Annotated in this window: 16 protein-coding genes and 1 riboswitch; of the genes, 12 read left to right on the top strand and 4 right to left on the bottom strand. The window is 31.1% G+C overall.

The window, feature by feature from the left end:
• Positions 1-3 precede the first annotated feature (3 nt).
• From VP90_RS03005 to VP90_RS02960, 10 genes are all read left to right on the top strand, one after another.
• Positions 4-681, top strand: a complete 678-nt coding sequence (locus VP90_RS03005; RefSeq protein WP_262589611.1) for an allophanate hydrolase subunit 1 — start codon at positions 4-6, stop codon at positions 679-681.
• Entirely contained in the window at positions 671-1612 is a 942-nt protein-coding gene (locus VP90_RS03000; protein ID WP_262589610.1) for a biotin-dependent carboxyltransferase family protein, read from the top strand. Before VP90_RS03005 ends, VP90_RS03000 begins: the two co-directional genes overlap by 11 nt.
• The gene (locus VP90_RS02995) at positions 1612-2484 is read left to right on the top strand and encodes a DMT family transporter (RefSeq protein ID WP_262589609.1); all 873 of its coding nucleotides are present in this window, start codon (positions 1612-1614) and stop codon (positions 2482-2484) included. Before VP90_RS03000 ends, VP90_RS02995 begins: the two co-directional genes overlap by 1 nt.
• Before the next feature lie 31 nt (positions 2485-2515).
• Positions 2516-2605: riboswitch (glycine riboswitch) on the top strand.
• A 78-nt stretch (positions 2606-2683) separates the two neighbouring features.
• A complete protein-coding gene (gene gcvT, locus VP90_RS02990; protein ID WP_262589608.1) occupies positions 2684-3784 on the top strand; it encodes a glycine cleavage system aminomethyltransferase GcvT in 1101 nt (366 codons plus the stop codon).
• Positions 3784-4164: a glycine cleavage system protein GcvH gene (gene gcvH / locus VP90_RS02985; RefSeq protein ID WP_262589607.1), complete on the top strand. Its 381-nt coding sequence runs from the start codon at positions 3784-3786 to the stop codon at positions 4162-4164. Before gcvT ends, gcvH begins: the two co-directional genes overlap by 1 nt.
• Positions 4164-7034, top strand: coding sequence for an aminomethyl-transferring glycine dehydrogenase (gene gcvP, locus VP90_RS02980; RefSeq protein ID WP_262589606.1), 2871 nt, complete (start codon positions 4164-4166; stop codon positions 7032-7034). The genes gcvH and gcvP overlap by 1 nt, the downstream gene beginning before the upstream one ends.
• A gap of 6 nt (positions 7035-7040) precedes the next feature.
• Entirely contained in the window at positions 7041-8279 is a 1239-nt protein-coding gene (locus tag VP90_RS02975) for an NAD(P)/FAD-dependent oxidoreductase (protein WP_262589605.1), read from the top strand.
• Positions 8272-9036 carry a DUF1365 domain-containing protein gene (locus tag VP90_RS02970; RefSeq protein ID WP_262589604.1) on the top strand — a complete coding sequence of 255 codons (765 nt, stop codon included), beginning with the start codon at positions 8272-8274 and terminating at the stop codon, positions 9034-9036. Before VP90_RS02975 ends, VP90_RS02970 begins: the two co-directional genes overlap by 8 nt.
• On the top strand, positions 9036-10214 hold the full coding sequence (locus VP90_RS02965) for an SAM-dependent methyltransferase (protein WP_262589603.1): 1179 nt from the start codon (positions 9036-9038) through the stop codon (positions 10212-10214). Before VP90_RS02970 ends, VP90_RS02965 begins: the two co-directional genes overlap by 1 nt.
• 10 nt (positions 10215-10224) lie before the next feature.
• Positions 10225-10764: a DUF3833 domain-containing protein gene (locus VP90_RS02960; RefSeq protein WP_262589602.1), complete on the top strand. Its 540-nt coding sequence runs from the start codon at positions 10225-10227 to the stop codon at positions 10762-10764.
• Here VP90_RS02960 and VP90_RS02955 read toward each other — a convergent pair whose 3' ends face one another.
• The gene (locus VP90_RS02955; RefSeq protein WP_262589600.1) at positions 10765-11523 is read right to left on the bottom strand and encodes an SDR family NAD(P)-dependent oxidoreductase; all 759 of its coding nucleotides are present in this window, start codon (positions 11521-11523) and stop codon (positions 10765-10767) included.
• Positions 11524-11544: 21 nt separating this feature from the next.
• On the opposite strand from VP90_RS02955, the gene VP90_RS02950 reads away from it, so the two are divergent.
• The gene (locus tag VP90_RS02950; RefSeq protein ID WP_262589599.1) at positions 11545-12012 is read left to right on the top strand and encodes a TspO/MBR family protein; all 468 of its coding nucleotides are present in this window, start codon (positions 11545-11547) and stop codon (positions 12010-12012) included.
• Between the two features lie 2 nt (positions 12013-12014).
• A complete protein-coding gene (locus VP90_RS02945; RefSeq protein ID WP_262589598.1) occupies positions 12015-13118 on the top strand; it encodes an NAD(P)/FAD-dependent oxidoreductase in 1104 nt (367 codons plus the stop codon).
• On the opposite strand, the gene VP90_RS02940 is transcribed toward VP90_RS02945, so the two are convergent.
• Genes VP90_RS02940 through VP90_RS02930 form a run of 3 tightly spaced genes read right to left on the bottom strand, consistent with a single transcriptional unit; the run spans position 13119 to position 18993 of the window.
• Complete coding sequence (locus VP90_RS02940; protein WP_262589597.1) at positions 13119-14564, bottom strand: protein adenylyltransferase SelO; 1446 nt, start codon at positions 14562-14564, stop codon at positions 13119-13121.
• Positions 14565-14569: 5 nt separating this feature from the next.
• Positions 14570-17338: a formate dehydrogenase subunit alpha gene (fdhF, locus tag VP90_RS02935; protein ID WP_262589595.1), complete on the bottom strand. Its 2769-nt coding sequence runs from the start codon at positions 17336-17338 to the stop codon at positions 14570-14572.
• Positions 17338-18993: an NADH-ubiquinone oxidoreductase-F iron-sulfur binding region domain-containing protein gene (locus tag VP90_RS02930; RefSeq protein ID WP_262589594.1), complete on the bottom strand. Its 1656-nt coding sequence runs from the start codon at positions 18991-18993 to the stop codon at positions 17338-17340. Before VP90_RS02930 ends, fdhF begins: the two co-directional genes overlap by 1 nt.
• Between the last annotated feature and the right edge of the window lie 10 nt (positions 18994-19003).

The raw sequence follows: 19003 nt of genomic DNA, 5'->3' as shown, positions 1-19003 counted from the left end.
GCCATGATAAAAAATATATCAAATCTTGGTGACGCAGCTGTTTATTGCGATTTTGGTGTAGAGGTAAATAAATCAGTTAACTCTGAAGTAATAAAATATTTTAAAGCTTTAAAAAAAGAGAACGTTGAAAGTATAAATAATCTTACTCCTTCTTATAATAAATTAATAGTTTCTTACGACCTTAGAAAAACAAACTTTAAAGAAGTTAAAAAATTGATTGAAAATTTAAATGTTAATGAAACTCAAGACAACAATAGCACCAAAATAGAAATTCCAGTTTGTTGTGATGATCAATTTTCTCTTGATATAAAAAGATTAGAAGAAAAATTAAATATTAATCGAGATAAAATTTTAGAAAATTTTTTTAGTAAGGAATATTTTTGTTATATGACCGGATTTATTGCCGGTATGCCTTTTTTAGGTGATTTGGATGAAAATATGAGAGTACCAAGATTAGAAACACCAAGAGTAAAAGTCCCCAAAGGATCAGTTGCTTTAACTGAACAATTTGCAAATATTTATACATTTGAAAGCCCTGGCGGATGGAACATACTTGGTAATACACCTGTAGATGTTTTTGATAATTCAAAAGAGGAAGAGCCAAATTTAATAAATCCTGGTGATATAGTAGTTTTTAAACAAATAAATCTTGAAAAATATAATAGCTACAATGACAAATAATTTCCAAATTATAAGAGCTGGAGTAAATACAACCTTTCAGGACCAAGGAAGAAATAATTTATATCATATAGGAATTCCATTTAGTGGAGCAATGGATAATAGAAATTATAGTTTAGCTAACAAGCTGGCAGGTAATAAATTAAATTCTCCAGTTATAGAATTTGCATACCAAGGACCACATTTAAAATATTCTGGAGATAAAATTAACATAGCAGTTACAGGTGATATTGTTTTTAAAATTATTAAAAATGGCACAGAAATTGATGGTAATTGTTATGAGAGTTATCAAATCGAAAGTGGAGATGAAATCAATCTTATCTCAACAAATAAATCAGTTTATGGCTATTTAGCAGTTGGTGGAGAATTAGATTTAAAATTTCAATGGAATAGTTGCTCTATAAATACCAAGGCAAATATCGGATCAAATGATGGAAAAAAATTAGAGAACGGTCAAAAAATAAATATCTTAAATATTAATACAGAACAAAGTAAAAAAAAAACTAACTATATAAATTCTAAAGTTGAAAATATCAGAGTAATAAAAGGACCAAACTTTGATTATTTTTCAGAGGAAGGAAAAAAGATATTTTTTGAAAAAGAATTTTCTGTATCAAAACTCTCAGACAGAATGGGGATGCGTTTAGAAGGTCCAAAAATTGAAAACATTGTAAATACCAATATTAAATCAGAAGGTTTGTTAAAAGGAGTTATCCAAGTACCCGCAGATGGAAACCCGATTATTATGCTGTCAGACCATGGTACTATTGGAGGATATCCAAAAATTGGTGTGGTGGCCAGCGTTGATTATGATCGTTTAGTACAAATATCACCTGGCTCAAAAATTAAATTTAAAGAGATAAATTTATCTGATGCTGAAACTTTGTTTAAATTATATGAGATGGACACTCAGAACTTACTTAATCAAATATAATGAATATTATTAGAAAACTTCCTGGACCCTTCTTAGTTTTTCTAGGTGCATGTAGTCTTAGTTTTGGAGGTTTGATTGTAAAATCATTTGAGGGAGCAACTCTTTGGCAAATATTATTTTGGAGAACGGTATTCTTCCTAATTGTTATTAGCTTGTATTTAACTTTAACTTATAAGAAACAAGTATTTAGATCCTTTTATAATTTAGGATTTCCTGGTTTCTTTGGTGGATTTATTTTGTCACTTGGGTTTAGTGGGTATGTATTTGCGATGTATAACACAACAGTTGCTAATGCTAATTTTATTATTCAAACACAAACAATCTTCTTAGCAATATTTGGTTACTTTTTTTTAAAAGAAAAAATTTCAGTAATTACTCTTACTTCAATAATTCTTGCAATTTCAGGAATACTTTTAATGGTTGGAAGTTCTTTATCTCCAGGTCAAATGTCTGGAAATATTGCAGCTTTCATAATGCCAATATCCTTTGCCACATTAATTTTGGTAGTAAGAAAATATCCAACTGTTGATATGGTTCCTGCTCAATTTGTTGCAGGTGTTTTTGCGTTGTTAATAGGTTACCTAATGTCAGAAAAAATAATGATATCTCCTAATGATATTTTTTTAGGATTTTTAGCTGGGTTTTTACAATTAGGATTAGGTTTTATATTTATTACTATCGGTGCTCAACGAACACCATCAGCAATGGTTGGAATCATAATGTTAACAGAAGCAGTACTTGGTCCCTTATGGGCATGGTTGTTTATAAATGAACAGCCACCTTTCATTGTCATAATTGGAGGATCAATAGTTATTTTTGCAGTTTTACTTCAATTTTACAATTTATATACCTCAGAGAAAAAAGCGATCTAATAACATTTGACATTAAACCGTATTTATTAGAATATTTGTTAACGGGAGAGATCACAAACTTTGTGACACCGAAGGAGCAACCGCCCAGGAAACTCTCAGGTAAAAGGACCGTATTATATTAACTCTGGAAAGAGATTGGGTTCTCGCCGAAGGAGTAAAACTCTCAGGCAAAAATACAGATGGGTACGACAGAGTTAGTATGGGAAAAAAAACATCTTTAAACAAACTTCATCAAGATAACCAAGCTAAATTTGTAGAATTCGCTGGATATGAAATGCCCATACAATACAGCAAAGGGATTGTTGAGGAGCATAAATTTACAAGATCAAATGCAGGTATTTTTGATGTGTCTCATATGGGTCAATTATTTATTCATGGTGGAGATGACTTAACTACTGATCTTGAAAAAATTTTTCCACTTGATTTAAAAAATTTGAAACAAAACTGTTCTAAATATAGTTTTTTAATGAACGATAGTGCTGGAATTTATGATGATTTAATAATTACTAAAATTGAAAAAGGATATTTAATTATTTTAAATGCAGCATGCAAAGATAATGATTTTAAAATTTTATCAGATTTACTGAAAAGTAAATATGAAATGGTTCTTGATGATCAAAGAGCATTAATTGCAATTCAAGGTCCAAAGTCAGTTGAGATTTTAAATAACATAATAGAAGGTGTTGAAAAACTTAATTTTATGACAGGGAACTGGTTTGATTATAAAGATCAAAAAGCTTTTGTTGCAAGGTCTGGTTATACTGGAGAGGATGGTTTTGAAGTATCTATTAACAACGATTTAGCTGAAGGATTTACTCAGAATTTGATGGAAAAAGGAGCACAACTTATAGGACTTGGGGCAAGAGATACCTTGAGATTAGAGGCTGGATTATGCTTATATGGACATGAACTTGATACAGAAAAAACACCAATTGAAGCAAACTTAAAGTGGGCAATTTCTAAAGAGAGAATTTCAAATGGTGGATTTATTGGTTCTGATAAAATTATGAAAGAAATACAAGAGGGTACCTCTAAAATTAGAATTGGGATTAAGCCAGAAGGAAGATTGATTGCTAGAGAAAAAACTAAAATATTTGATGAGTCAGAAAAACTTATTGGCGAGGTTACTAGTGGAACTTTTGGACCAAGTGTAAATGGTCCAATAGCAATGGGCTATATTGATAAAGAGTTTTCTAAAGTTGATACAAAAGTTTTACTAGAAGTAAGAGGAAAAAAACATCCTGCAAGTGTTTGTGGGTTACCATTTTATAAAAAAAGTTATGTGAAAGGAGTAAACTAATGAGTGAAGTTAAATTTTCAAAAGAGCATGAGTGGATTACAGTGGAAGGAGATGTTGCTACCATTGGAATTACAAAACATGCAACAGAAATGTTAGGAGACATTGTTTTTGCTGAGTTACCTGAAAAAGGTTCAAGCGTTGAAAAAGACGGAACTGCAGGAGTAGTTGAGTCCACTAAAGCTGCAAGTGATGTTTATACCCCAGTAAGTGGTGAAGTAGTAGATACTAATCAAGCTATAGTAGATGATCCTGCAAAAATTAATGAAGATCCTGAAGGATCAGCTTGGTTTTTTAAACTTAAATTAAAAGATAGTTCAGAAATGGACAGCTTAATGAACAAAGAAGAATACGATAAATTTGCAAAGGAGAGTGCTAGCTAATGTTACATAACTCACAAAAAGACTTTTTAAAAAGACACATTGGCCCTTCAGAAGAAGATCAAAATAAAATGCTGAAGGAGCTAAATTATAATTCATTAGACGATTTAATAAAAAGTACAGTTCCAGAAAAGATACAATTGAAAGATGGATTAAATATAGGAGAGTCTAATTCTGAATATGAAGCATTAAGAAAATTAAAAGCGATTTCAAAAAAAAATCAAATTTATTCAAATTTTATTGGTATGGGTTACTATGGAACTTACACTCCATATGTAATTTTAAGAAATATTTTAGAAAATCCAGGTTGGTACACATCTTATACCCCTTATCAGCCTGAAGTAGCACAAGGAAGATTGGAAATGCTTCTAAACTTCCAACAAATGATTGTTGATTTCACAGGCATGGACATTGCAAATGCATCGTTGCTTGATGAAGGAACAGCAGCTGCAGAAGCTATGGGATTAAGTCACAGGTTAAATAAAAAGGATAGTAATTTAGTTTTTGTATCAGAAAATTGTCATCCACAAACAATTGATGTAATTCAAACTAGAGCAGAGCCAATGGGATTAAAAGTACTTGTTGGCAATGAAGATAAAGTATTGGATCAACTTAAAGAGGATTTAGTTTGTGGAATTCTTCAATATCCTGGAACTTTAGGAGACATCAAAGATCCAAGTGAAGCTATCAGCAAAATTCATAAAAAAAGTGGAAAAGCTGTATTAGTTTCTGATTTATTAGCTTTAGCGCTACTTAAAACACCAAGAGAATTAGGTGCTGATATTGCAGTAGGAAGCTCTCAAAGATTTGGAATTCCAATGGGTTATGGTGGACCTCATGCAGCTTTCTTTGCAACTAAAGATGAATTTAAAAGATCTATGCCAGGAAGAATTATTGGTGTGTCAGTAGATAGACATGGAAATAAAGCTTACAGATTATCACTTCAAACAAGAGAGCAACATATTAGAAGAGATAAAGCGACAAGTAACATTTGTACTGCTCAAGCATTGTTAGCAATTGTTTCAGCTGCATATGCTATTTACCACGGTCCAGATGGAATAAAAACTATTGCAGAAAGAGTTTCTCAATTAGCTAAAAATTTTGCAGATAAATTAAAACAATCTGGATATGAAATTTATTCAGATCATTTCTTTGATACAGTTACAATTGTAACAAAAGATAAAACTGATCAAATCTATAAAAATGCTTTAGATCAAAAAGTAAATATAAGAAGAGTAAATTCTGAAATGTTGGCTGTTTCTTTTGATGAAAAGAAAAATGTTTATAGAGTAAATCAATTGTTGAAAATTTTTAATGCAGCCGAGTCTATTAAAAAAGAAGATCCAACAGTAAGTTTACCTAATTTACCAAAAAATTTACTGAGAACTTCTAAATACTTAGAACATCCTGTTTTTAATTCATATCATTCAGAAACAGAGATGCTTAGATATTTAAAAAAATTAGAAGATAAAGATATAGCTCTTAACAGAACTATGATTGCACTTGGTTCATGTACTATGAAATTAAATGCTACTGCAGAAATGATTCCTATTTCATGGAGAGAGTTGGCTGAACCTCATCCGTTTGTACCAGTAGAGCAGATGGAAGGTTATAGAGCATTATTCACTGATCTTAAAAATTGGTTAAGATCAATTACTGGTTTTTCTGGTGTTTCACTTCAACCGAATGCAGGTGCTCAAGGAGAATATGCAGGCTTAATGGTAATTAGAAAATATCATTTGGACAGAGGAGAAGAAAATAGAAATATATGTTTAATTCCAAGTTCAGCACATGGAACAAATCCTGCTAGCGCACAAATGGTTGGAATGAAAGTTGTAGTTGTTGATTGTGATAAAGAAGGAAATGTTGATTTTGAAGATTTGAAGATAAAAGCAGAAGCACATTCTGAAAATCTTGGAGCATTAATGGTTACATATCCTTCTACCCACGGTGTATTTGAAGAAAAAATTACAGACATTTGTGAACTGATACATAAACATGGTGGTCAAGTTTATATGGATGGTGCAAATTTAAATGCACTTGTTGGAATAGCAAGACCTGGAAATTTTGGTCCAGATGTTTGTCATATAAACTTACACAAAACATTCTGCATTCCACATGGTGGTGGAGGACCAGGAATGGGACCAATTGCATGTAAAAGACATTTGCAAGTTTACCTGCCTAATCATCCAGTTGTAAAAGATTGTGGACCTGCTACAGGAATAGGAGCAGTTTCAGCTGCACCTTGGGGAAGCTCAAGTATTTTATCAATTTCTTGGATGTATATTAAAATGATGGGTTCTGAAGGTTTAAAACTAGCTACACAAGTCGCCATCTTAAACGCAAATTATATAGCTCATAGACTTAAAGATCATTTCCCAATTTTGTACAAAGGTTCAAATGGAAATGTTGCTCATGAATGTATTATAGATATTAGATCAATTAAGAGTGAGACAGGTATCACAGAGGAAGATATTGCTAAAAGATTGATCGATTATGGTTTCCACGCACCTACAATGTCTTGGCCAGTTGCAGGAACTATGATGATAGAGCCGACAGAGAGTGAGAGCTTATCCGAGCTTGATAGATTTTGTGATACTTTAATAAATATCAAATCTGAAATAGATAAGATCAATTCTGGAGAGTTTGATAAAGTAGACAATCCTATTAAGAACGCTCCTCATACAGATATAGAACTTGCATCAGATGATTGGGATCATAAATATTCAAGAGAGCAAGCTGCTTATCCTGCTAAGTTCTTAAAAACAAATAAATTTTGGCCACCAGTTGCAAGAGTGGACAATGTTTATGGAGATAAGAATATTTTTTGTACTTGTCCAAGTATGGATGAGTTTAAAGAAGACGCGGCATAATCATTAATGAAAATTGCTGTAGTTGGTTCTGGGATATCAGGCTTAAGTGCTGCATATTATTTATCAAAAAAACATCATGTAGATCTTTTTGAAAAAGAAGATCATTTTGGTGGTCATTCTCACACAATAGATTTAATTTTTGATGAAAAGAAAGTATCTGTAGATATTGGTTTTATTGTATTTAATTTTCAAACCTATCCAAATTTAATTAATTTTTTTAAAGAAAATGATGTTCAGATTGAAAAAAGTGACATGTCATTTTCTGTATCAGTAGAAAATACAAACTTTGAATATTGTGGGAAAGGTTTAAATGGAATTTTTTCCAATAGATCTAATTTATTTAATCCTAATTTTTTAAAAATGTTTTTTGATATCATTAAATTTTATAAAAATAGTGATCAAATAAATGTTAGAGATCAAAAACTAACTTTAGGTGAATATTTAGAAAATAACAAACTATCAAAAACGTTTATTGATTACCATATCATCCCAATGGTATCAGCAATCTGGTCTATGCCACCTTATGAAGCTAGCAAGATGCCAATAACATTCTTTTTAAAATTTTTTCAAAATCACGGGCTCTTTAAATTAAAAAATAGACCTCAGTGGTATACTGTAACCAATAGAAGTAGAACTTATGTGAATAAAGTAATTTCAAAGATAAGTGGTGAATACTTTAAAAATTATAAAATTAAAAAAATTATAAGAAAATCAAAAGGGTTAGATTTATATTATGGTGGTGAAAGTGAATTTTTTGATTACGATAAAGTTGTAATAGCAGCTCACGCTGATGAAGCTTTGAAGTTGATCGATAATCCTACTGAAGAAGAGACAAAAATTTTATCTAATTTTAGTTATAAGGAAAATATTGCATATATTCATACAGACAAAAGAGCGATGCCAAAAAATAAAAAGGCATGGTCCTCATGGAATTCATCAATCAATGACAAAGATTTAGAAAAAAATTCTATTACTTATTGGTTAAACCTTTTACAAAACCTTAAATGCGATCAGGACATTTTTTTAACTCTTAATCCTTATTTTGAAATTGATGAGAGTAAAATACTTAAAATAGTTAAATTTACTCATCCTTACTACGATCAAAAAGCATTAGATGCTCAATCAGAGCTATCTAGTTTGCAAAATAAAAAAGATTTACTTTTTTGTGGGAGTTATTTTGGTTACGGTTTTCATGAAGATGGAATAAAATCATCGATTGAAATGCTAAAATACCTAAATGACTAATTCATGCATATATAACGGAAAAGTAATCCATAAACGTTTCAAACCAAAAGAGCACTATTTTAAGTATAGTGTTTTCTCACTTTTAATTGATTTATCTGAGTTAAGAAAAATAGATCAAGAGATAAGCTTCTTCTCATTGAATAAGTTCAATTTAATTAGTTTTCATGAAAAGGATCATGGTGAACGTGACGGATCTTCTCTTGAAGAGTGGGTAAAGAAAAATCTAGAACAAAATAAAATAGAGACTGTAGATATTAAAATTAAGCTTCTCTGTTATCCAAGGATTTTTGGATATGTGTTTAATCCTCTAAGTATTTTTTTTGTTTACAACCAAAATGACAAATTAATATCTATATTATATGAGGTGAAAAATACATTTGGTGAGCAACATACTTATGTTTTTAGAGTAGATAGTGAAAATAAATTAATTCAGAATAATTGTTCTAAAAAATTTCATGTTTCACCTTTTATAGAAATGAATTGTAAGTATTTCTTTAGAATTCTTAATCCTGATGAAAAACTTTCTGTAATCATTGATCAATACGATCAAGAGGGAAAAATTTTATTTGCATCTCAAGATGGAAAAAGAACAAACTTAAATAGCAGCCAATTATTAAAGTCTTATTTAAAACATCCTCTAATGACCATTAAAATAATATCAGCAATCCATTTTGAGGCCTTTAAATTATGGATGAAAGGAATTAAGATTATTAAAAAAAAAATAAAAATAAGAAACAATTTAACGGTTGAAAATTAATGTTATTAAATAGAGCTGCAGATAAATTGGTTTTTAAATTTTTAAGTAAAATTAAAAATGGATACCTTGAAATAACTACCTATGAAGGTGAGATATTAAAGTTTGGTAACCCCGATCAATCTTTAAGGGCAAATATTAAGATAAAAAATCCAAATTTTAATTATAATTTAATTAGAGGTGGAAGCATTGGTTTTGCTGAAAGTTATATGAGAGGTGAATTTGAAACTGATAATCTTTCAGATCTAATTGAGTTAACAGCTAGAAATATTCAAGTGATATATAAATTCTCAGGTTTGCTTGATCTACCTGTAATCAATTTCATAAAAAATAAAATAATCAAAAACACAAAAAGTCGAAGTAAGGAAAATATTGCAAAACATTATGATCTTGGAAATGATTTCTTTTCATTATGGTTAGATGATACTTTAACTTATTCAAGCGCAATCTTTGATGATAGTTCAAAAAATCTAAGCGTTGCACAAAATAATAAATACCAAAAATTAATTGATTTAATCAAACCTAGTTCTGGTGATAAAGTTTTAGAAATTGGTTGTGGTTGGGGTGGCTTTGCAGAATATTTAGGAAAGAAATACGATGTGAAACTAGACTGTATTACTATTTCTAAAAAACAATTCGAATACGCAAAAGAAAGAATTCATAAGTGTGGTCTAAATGAAAAAGTAAATATTGAGATTAAAGATTATCGTGATCTTCAAGGAAAATATAATTCGATCGCTTCAATTGAAATGATTGAAGCAGTTGGGCAAAATTATTTAGAGAGTTACTTTAAAACAATTAAGGATAATTTATCAAATGGCGGAAAGGCTGCAATTCAAGCAATAACCATTGATGATAGTTTGTTTGATAGATACAAAAATAAACAGGATTTTATTCAAAAATACATTTTCCCAGGAGGATTTCTTCCTAACAAAAATAGCATTAATAGATATGTTTCAGACAATGGCTTAACAATAAACTCATATATTTCATATGCAGATCATTATGCAGAAACGTTAGCTATTTGGAGGGAAGAGTTTTTGAGAAAATGGGATCAAATTAAAAATCAAGGTTTTGATCTGACCTTTAAAAGAATGTGGGAATTTTACCTATCTTATTGTGAAGCTGGATTTAAATCTAAAAATATTGATTTGATTCAATTTTCAATGCAGAATAAATAACACCAATAATATGAAAATAATTAAATCAATTTCGTTGATAATTCTGGCTTTCTTAATTACAAGTTGCTCAAATAATAATGCCATGAAACCAGAAGATTTTAAAAATAAAGAACCCAGATTAATTATTGAAGAATACCTTACAGGAAACGTCAAAGCTTGGGGTGTTTTGCAAAATCGATCAGGAAAAGTTACAAGACAATTCTCAGCCGATTTAGACGGAACATGGGATGGCAAACAACTAATTTTAAAAGAAAAATTTAATTGGGACGATGGTGAGGTTCAAGACCGAGAGTGGACAATTACTAAAATAGATGAACATAATTATGAAGGTACAGCAGGGGACGTTGTTGGAAAAGCAATAGGATATTCTTACGGACCTGCATTTAAATTTGAGTATGTTTTATTAGTTCCAGTTAAAGGAAAAGAATTAAAAATTACTTTTGATGATTGGATTTTTAAACAAGATGAAAGAGTTGCAATCAATAGAGCTACAATGACTAAGTTTGGATTTAAAGTAGCAGAGCTAACGGTTGTATTCGTTAAAGATTAGTTATTTCTTTTGATGCTTAGTCATCTTCCCCACTAATTTAAAATAAATTTTACTTGGAAGAAAACTAAAGAACTTTAAAGTTAAAGTAAGCGCTTTTGGAAAATGTATCTCGAAAACATTTTTATTAATTAAGCCATCATAAATTTGATCAGCTGCAAATTCAGGTGTTTTCAAAAATGGCATTTTAAAATCATTTTTATCAGTCATGGGTGTTTTAATAAAACCAGGAGAAACTAAACAAACTCGAACATTGTACCTTTTAAAATCAAAATATAAACTTTCTGCTAAATTATTTAGTGCAGATTTCGATGGTCCATAACCAGTTGAATTAGGTAATCCTCTATAACCAGCAATAGATGAAACTATAGTGATTATACCATTTTTTCTTTCTCTATAATATTGCTCAACTGCTTTAATCGAGTTCACTGTTCCAAAGAAATTTACTTTAAAAACATCTTCCATTTGCTCAACATCGATTTCTTTTTCTTTTTTTGGATTCCATGTACCAGTTGAAAAAAAACATATATCAATATTTTCAAACTTCGTTTTAATCTGATTGAAAACTTCTATACATTTTGCTTTGTCAGTAACATCTAGAGGGAATGATGAAATATTTTCATAATTTTTTGAAAGTTCATCTAAGAGCTCCACTCTTCTCGCAGATACCACAACATTCCAACCTTTGTTTGCAAATTTAATTGCTAAGGCTTTACCAATTCCTGTACTACCACCAGTTATCCAAATAGTTTTTTTGCTCATTTTTTGTTATGTATAAACATTATGTTAAAAAATAAAATTGTAACATTTATATTATTTCTTATCATTACATTTTCAGCTTCATTAATTGGAGGATTAGCTACAGTTACTTTCAAAGAGCCTTGGTATTCTCTATTAAATAAACCTGTTTTTAATCCACCAGACTGGGTGTTTGGTCCAGTATGGACAATATTATATTTATTGATGACAATTTCTATTTGGATGTATTGGCATTCTAAAAATAAAGAGATGAATACAGTTTATATTTATTTTATTCATTTAGTCTTCAATGCAACTTGGAGTATAGTTTTTTTTGTATTTCACAACATGGTTTTTGCTTTATTTGTATTAGTTGTATTAATTGCATTTATTACCAATCTAATCATAAGATATAGACGCGTCACAATGATGAGCTCGTATTTAATGATTCCATATTTACTTTGGTGTTGCTTTGCTCTAATTTTGAATACAAGTTTGATAATATTGAATTAATTATGGATGATGTTGTTGTAGTTGGTGGTGGCATAATTGGAGCAGCAACAGCTTATTTTCTCTCAAAAGAAGGGAGAAAAGTTAAGGTCATTGAAAGAGATCCAACTTACAAAACAGCTTCATTTCCATTGTCTTTAGGAGGTTTTAGAAGACAATTTTTTCAAAAAGAAAATATCTTACTTGGTAAATTTGCAAGAGAATTTATTTTTCAAATACCAGAATTATTGAAAACTGAAAAAAATCCTAATCCAACAGCAAGTATGGTAACCAATGGCTACCTTTTGATGTTTGGTCCTGAACATGCTGAAGAACAATATAAAGCTTTAGAAAATCATAAGGAATGTGATGCAGGTACAAAAAATATTAAAGGCTCAGAGCTATCGAAAGTATTTCCATATATAAATGATGAAGGTGTTGAGACTGCTACTTACACAGACAATCAAAGTGAAGGTTGGATTGATCCTTTCATGTTTCATAGTGCACTTAAAAGCAAGGCAATAGAACTTGGAGCAGAATTTATAAAAGGAGAGATTAAAAGTCTTTCAGAGATAAATGCTAAAACAATTGTTTCTGCAGCTGGTTGTTGGACTAAAGAATTATTAGAAGACATTCCTGTCGAACCTCAAAAACACACGGTGTTCAGAGTAAAATGTCCAACATATATAAAAGAAATGCCTCTAACTGGTGATTTAACTACGGGTGTTTATTGGAGACCTGAGGGTGGAGAGTATTTAGCAGGATCACCATTGTCAGTATTTGGTGCAAACGATTTAGAGCCAGCATGGAATGATTTTGAAGAATTAGTTTGGCCAGCACTAGCAAAAAGAATACCAGCTTTTGAAGAATTAAAATTAACTGGAGGCTGGGCAGGTTACTACGATTGTAACAGATTAGATAATAATGCTGTTGTTGGGAAACATCCTAAGTACGATAATGTTTATATGGCTACTGGTTTTACTGGAAGAGGATTAATGCAAGCTCCAGGTATTGGAAGAGCATTAACTGAATTGATCACAACTGGTTCATACCAAACAATTGATATAAGTGATTTTGCTGTTGAAAGAGTGTTGGGCAAAACTGCAAGAAGAGAACCTTACGTTTTATAATTAAGTTCCACAAAAAGTTTGATATTTTTCATTACCTATCGGTGTAGGCTTTTGAAATTCAATAATATTTTCTTGATCAGAATAAGGATTATTTAAAACTTTTAAAAGTTTATTCATTGTTTCCAGATTTCCTTTGTCTGCATCAGCTAGAGCTTCTTCTACTTTTTGATTTCTTGGTATAACTATAGGATTAGTTTTTTTCATCAGTTCTAAATGTTTGTCTGATGAATTATTTAGTTTTAATCTTTTTTCCCATTCATTAGTCCAACTTTCAAAATCATCATTTTTGTAAACTTCATCATCAAACTCAACACCCATTAAATGACAGAAGGTATTTGTATAATCTGCATCATTATTTTTCATCCAATCTAAAAGTTTATTAATTAATGTTAGATCATTTTTATCTTCACCAAATAAACCAAGTTTATCTCTCATCATATTTAACCATTTTTCTTCATAAATATTTTGAAAATTATCGATTAACTCTGTTGCAATTTTAATTGCTGTATCTTCATCTTTATTAATAAGTGGTATCAAGCATTCTGCAAACCTCGCTAAATTCCATTTTGTAATTGGTGGTTGATTTGAAAAAGCATACCTTCCAAATTTATCTATAGAGCTAAAAACAGTTTTTGGATCATACTGATCCATGAATGCACATGGACCATAATCAATTGTTTCGCCAGAAATAGCCATATTATCAGTGTTCATCACTCCATGAATAAATCCAACTCTCATCCAATTAATCACTAACTGACATTGTCTTTCCATTACAAGACTTAATAAATCTAAAGCTTTGTTTTTAGAGGATTTAATTTCTGGATAGTGTCTATCAATTGTGTAATCAACTAATGTATTAAGATCTTCTAGATTTTGAGTTGCTGCAATATATTGAAAAGTGCCAACTCGAATATGACTGGATGCAACTCTTGTTAAAATTGCTCCATTTAACAAATTTTCTCTAACAACTTTTTCTCCAGTTTTAACAACAGCAAGACTTCTAGTTGTTGGAATATTTAAAGCGTTAATTGCTTCACTAATTATGTATTCTCTCAGCATTGGACCTAAAGCAGCCCTTCCATCACCACCTCTAGAAAAAGAAGTTCTCCCTGAACCTTTAAATTGTATATCGAAACGTTGATTTTTATTATCTATATGTTCTCCTAGTAGAACCGCTCTTCCATCACCAAGCATCGTGAAATGACCAAACTGATGACCAGCATATGCTTGTGCAATTGTATTAGTTCCATCAGGCAAACTATTTCCTGAAAATATTTCAGCTAATTTTTTTTTATCTATTCCTGAAAAGTTTAAATTTAAATTTTTAGCAAGTTCTTCATTTAAAATAACAAGCTCAGGCTCATGAACTGGAGTAGGCTTGATGTCTTCTTTAAATGTTTTTGATAGTTTTGAATATGAATTATCAAAATGCCAACCAATGGTCATTTTAATTAACTAACTTCAGCTTGATGTTCTTTTGGCTTAACTTCTGTTTTAAATTGATTAGAAATTTTTTGAACCTCAACTGATGAAACTTTGTATTCTGCACACATTGTTTCTTCATCTTTTCCATGACCAGTAACCATATTGACCATATGTTCTGGGAAGTGGAATGTTGTAAATACAATTCCTTCCTTCACTTTATCTGTTACTTCAACTTTTAAAGCAACTTCTCCTCGTCCAGAATATAATCTTCCAATATCACCTGTATTTAAATCTCTATGAGCTGCATCTTTTGGATGAATTAGTAATACATCCTCATCAACAATGTTTATGTTTTTTGTTCTTCTTGTCATTGTTGCTGCATTGTAGTGTTGTAAAACTCTACTTGTAGTTAAAATTAATGGATAATCTTTTTGATTAGCTTCTATCTCACTAGATTCTTTCCAATCAAAGTTTTTCAATCTTCCTTTTCCAAGTTTAAATGTTTCTGTGTGTAGAATTTGTGTATCTGTTCCATCTTCTTTTACAGGCCATTGTAATCCTAATTTACCAAGTCTCTCTCTAGTAACACCTTTAAAGAATGGTACTACATCAGCAATCTCTGCTAATACTTGATCTGCATCATAAGATGGTTGATCAAAACCTAATTTTTGCATCATCTCAGTTACAATTAGTCCATCTGGTTTTGTACCTGGTAATGGAGGAACTGCTCTGTTAACTCTTTGAATTCTTCTTTCAGTATTTGTAAAAGTTCCATCTTTTTCTAGGAAAGTAGTTCCAGGTAAAACTACAGTTGCAAGTTTTGCAGTTTCACTCATAAATATTTCTTGAACCACCAATAGCTCTAATGAGTTCATTGCCTCAATAACATGAGCACTATTTGGATCTGTTTGAACTATATCTTCACCAATAATCCATAAACCTTTTAGTTCTTTACTGATTGCGGCCTCAAACATTTGAGGAATTTTTAAACCTGGTTTAGTAGGGTGAGTTACACCATATTTTTCAGTATAAAATTTTTGATTGTTTTCATCTGCTACCTCAAAATAACCTGCACCTTGGTGAGGCTGACAACCCATATCCGCAGCACCTTGTACATTATTTTGGCCTCTAAGTGGATTTACACCAACACCTTTTCTTCCAATATTTCCTGTAATCATTGCTAAATCAGCAATCAACATCACAGTTTTAGAACCTTGTTCGTGTTCAGTAACTCCTAATCCATGAAACTCCATTGAATTTCTTGCTGTAGCATAAGCAATTGCAGCTTCTTTAACTAATTGTTTATCTACACCTGCAACTTTTGCTAACTGATCAACATCTTGTCTTTCAATTTCTTTCAAGAAGTTGTCAAAACCTTCTGTTCGATCTCTTACAAAGTCAGCATTATAAAGTTTAGATTTAATAATAAAGTGTAACATCATATTTAGAACCGCAACGTTAGTTCCTGGTCTAAGTTTGATATGATAATCTGCAAGTTTAGCCAATTCAGTTGTTACTGGATCAAGGACAATTAATTTTTTACCTTTCATCACTTGCTGTTTAATTTTTGCTCCTGTTACTGGGTGAGCATTAGTTGGGTTTGCACCAATAACTAAAAATAAATCTGCATGATAAATATCTTCTGTTGAGTTAGTTGCAGCACCTGTTCCAAATGTTTGCTGCATACCCCAAGCTGTAGGTGAATGACAAATTCTTGCACAACAATCTACACTGTTAGTTCCAACAGCCGCTCTAATCATTTTTTGGAAAACATAGTTTTCTTCGTTTGTACATCTTGCAGAAGAAATTCCAGCAAAAGCATCTGGTCCGTTTTCTTTTGTAATTCTATTCATTTCTTTTTTGATAAAGTCATACGCTTCATCCCAACTTGCTTCTTCAAACTTTCCATTTCTTTTTATCAATGGAGTTTTTAACCTGTCAGGGTGTTCATAAAAACTAAATGCGTATCTTCCTTTAATACAAGTATGACCAGCGTTTACTTCCGTTTGTTTAGGAGTATCTATTGCAACCACCTTGTCATCTTTAATAGATGCTTCTAAGTTACAACCAACACCACAGTACGAGCAAGTTGTTCTAACTTTTTTGTCTACAGCTGCAGATTTAGATTGGAATACATCTGAAATTGCATCCGTTGGACACGTATGAGCACAAGCTCCACATGACACACAAGAACTATCTCCGAACATCATATCGTTGTCTGTTGTAATTCTAGACTCAAACCCTCTACCACTCATTGTTAAAACAAATGATCCTTGAATTTCATCACATGCTCTGACACATCTTCCACAGTTAATACAGTTATCTAAATTCATTCTCATATAATCATGAGAAGTATCTCTTGGAATTCCTTTATGTTGCTTAGGACTATTGTATCTATGATCAGCAACACCTAAATCATTTGCAACCGTTTGAAGTTCACAGTTATTGTTTACTTCACAAGTATCACATTCCATAGGGTGGTCAGTTAAAACTAACTCAACAATATTTTTTCTAAGACTTGTTAATGCTTCGTTTGAAGTAAATATGTGCTGGTTTTCAGCAACTGGTGTATGACAAGACGCAACTACTCTAGTTGGTCCGTCTTTTTCTAACGCAACTTCAACTGAACAAACTCTACAAGCTCCATATGGCGCTAAGTTAGGGTCATCACATAAAGTTGGCACCTTTTTTTCACCAACATAGCTTTTAACGAATTTTAAAATAGATGTATGATTAGGACCTATTTCGTAAGGTTTTCCATCAATATAAGCAATTTTTCTTTTCTCTGAGCTCATTAATTATCTTTCACCATATCATTTTTCATTTCATCGCCAAAGTATTTTAGGATGTTTTGAATAGGAGTTGGGATCGCTCCACATAGAGCACATAAGCAGCCTTTTTGCATAGTAACCAACAATTCTTCTAGTAATTTTAAAGGAATTTTAGCTGTTTTCTTCTTAGCTTGATCAAACATTTCTTTTCCTCTGTAAGATCCAAGTCTTCCAGGAAAACATTTTCCACAAGATTCTTCTGCAGAAAATTCAAATAAATGATGAATGTATTCAGCCATTGGAAAATCTTTTGGGATACTAACTACACTTGCGTGACCTAACATAAAACCTTTTGCAGTAAACTCTTGAAAATCTAAATTTAAATTTTCTATTTCACTCAAAGGAACAACTCCACCTAAAGGACCTCCTATTTGAAAAGCTTTGACAGGTTCTTTATATCCACCACCAATTTCATTAAATATTTTTTTCATTGGTGTTCCCATATCAATTTCATAAACACCAGGATTATTAAAGAAACTATCTAAGCAAACTAATTTTGTTCCAGCTGACTTTTTATTTCCAACTGAAGAAAATTTGTCTGATCCATTTAATAAAATTCCAGTTGCAGCTGCTAAAGTTTCAACATTGTTAACTACAGTTGGTTTTTTATATAACCCTTCTGTTACAGGGAAGGGAGGTCTTACATCTACTTCAGCTCTTCTTCCTTCAATAGAAGCTATCAAAGCTGTTTCTTCTCCACAAATATATGCTCCTTGACCAATACAAATTCCAAGATCAAAAGAAAAATCTGTTCCTAAAATATTTTCGCCTAATAAATTTAATTTTTTAAGTTCATTAATACACCCATTGATTGCTTCGATCGATTTTGGATACTCACCTCTGATGTATAAAACTCCTTCATCACTTCCAATTACAAATCCACAAAGCACCATTCCAAAAATAACTTTTAATGGTTGATCTTCTAACAGGTATCTGTCTGAAAAAGCACCTGAGTCACCTTCATCTGCATTACAGATAACATATTTCTTATCACCTTTTGCTTTACTACAGAAATCCCATTTCATTCCTGTTGGAAAACCTGCACCACCTCTTCCTGTAAGGTTTGAATCTAATAATGATTTTACTATTTCTTTTTTATCTGTTTTTAAAAATTTACTTAGTTGTTCTTTAAATTGATCTGTTGATGATAACTTGTCATCCATTAAAAAACTTGTTGTTGCATAACTCTTAGAGAAAAACTTTTCTTGTTTAATTTCTTCACCTTTTAAAATTTGATCTATTTTTTCAATATCTTTACCAGCATAATTTTCACCATCATAGTGAAATGCATGATTTTCATAACAATGACCTAGACAAAACATCTCTCCAACTTTGTCATCACCTAATTTTTCTTTTAATTTATCTTTTAGTTTGTCTTGAGTACCTGCACACTTGCATGCACTACCATTACAAACGAAAGCTTTTTTTTCTCTATGTGAAGGTCTTAAAAATTCATAAAAAGATTCAGCACCGTGAAGTGTTGAAACTCCAAGGTTATGTTTTTTTGCAATTTCTTTAATATCTTGAGGGTTTTCACTTAATGTGTTCTCTGAAATTTGCTTAAATAGGTTGTCTTTTAAGCCTATTCTTCCAGATAAATTACTTATATTTTTTGACACAATTTCCCTT

This window comes from Candidatus Pelagibacter ubique HIMB140 (assembly GCF_025558165.1).
GTDB lineage: Bacteria > Pseudomonadota > Alphaproteobacteria > Pelagibacterales > Pelagibacteraceae > Pelagibacter > Pelagibacter ubique_T.
This window is presented reverse-complemented; position numbering and strand designations above follow the sequence as displayed.

Bases quoted from the DNA above. Each gene is read 5' to 3' on its own strand.
- VP90_RS02965 (WP_262589603.1), top strand. From the start codon at position 9,036: ATGTTATTAAATAGAGCTGCAGATAAATTGGTTTTTAAATTTTTAAGT.
- VP90_RS02940 (WP_262589597.1), bottom strand. From the start codon at position 14,564: ATGACCATTGGTTGGCATTTTGATAATTCATATTCAAAACTATCAAAA.
- VP90_RS02975 (WP_262589605.1), top strand. From the start codon at position 7,041: ATGAAAATTGCTGTAGTTGGTTCTGGGATATCAGGCTTAAGTGCTGCA.
- fdhF (WP_262589595.1), bottom strand. From the start codon at position 17,338: ATGAGCTCAGAGAAAAGAAAAATTGCTTATATTGATGGAAAACCTTAC.
- gcvH (WP_262589607.1), top strand. From the start codon at position 3,784: ATGAGTGAAGTTAAATTTTCAAAAGAGCATGAGTGGATTACAGTGGAA.
- gcvT (WP_262589608.1), top strand. From the start codon at position 2,684: ATGGGAAAAAAAACATCTTTAAACAAACTTCATCAAGATAACCAAGCT.
- VP90_RS02945 (WP_262589598.1), top strand. From the start codon at position 12,015: ATGGATGATGTTGTTGTAGTTGGTGGTGGCATAATTGGAGCAGCAACA.
- VP90_RS02995 (WP_262589609.1), top strand. From the start codon at position 1,612: ATGAATATTATTAGAAAACTTCCTGGACCCTTCTTAGTTTTTCTAGGT.
- VP90_RS02970 (WP_262589604.1), top strand. From the start codon at position 8,272: ATGACTAATTCATGCATATATAACGGAAAAGTAATCCATAAACGTTTC.
- gcvP (WP_262589606.1), top strand. From the start codon at position 4,164: ATGTTACATAACTCACAAAAAGACTTTTTAAAAAGACACATTGGCCCT.
- VP90_RS02960 (WP_262589602.1), top strand. From the start codon at position 10,225: ATGAAAATAATTAAATCAATTTCGTTGATAATTCTGGCTTTCTTAATT.
- VP90_RS03005 (WP_262589611.1), top strand. From the start codon at position 4: ATGATAAAAAATATATCAAATCTTGGTGACGCAGCTGTTTATTGCGAT.
- VP90_RS02950 (WP_262589599.1), top strand. From the start codon at position 11,545: ATGTTAAAAAATAAAATTGTAACATTTATATTATTTCTTATCATTACA.
- VP90_RS02955 (WP_262589600.1), bottom strand. From the start codon at position 11,523: ATGAGCAAAAAAACTATTTGGATAACTGGTGGTAGTACAGGAATTGGT.
- VP90_RS03000 (WP_262589610.1), top strand. From the start codon at position 671: ATGACAAATAATTTCCAAATTATAAGAGCTGGAGTAAATACAACCTTT.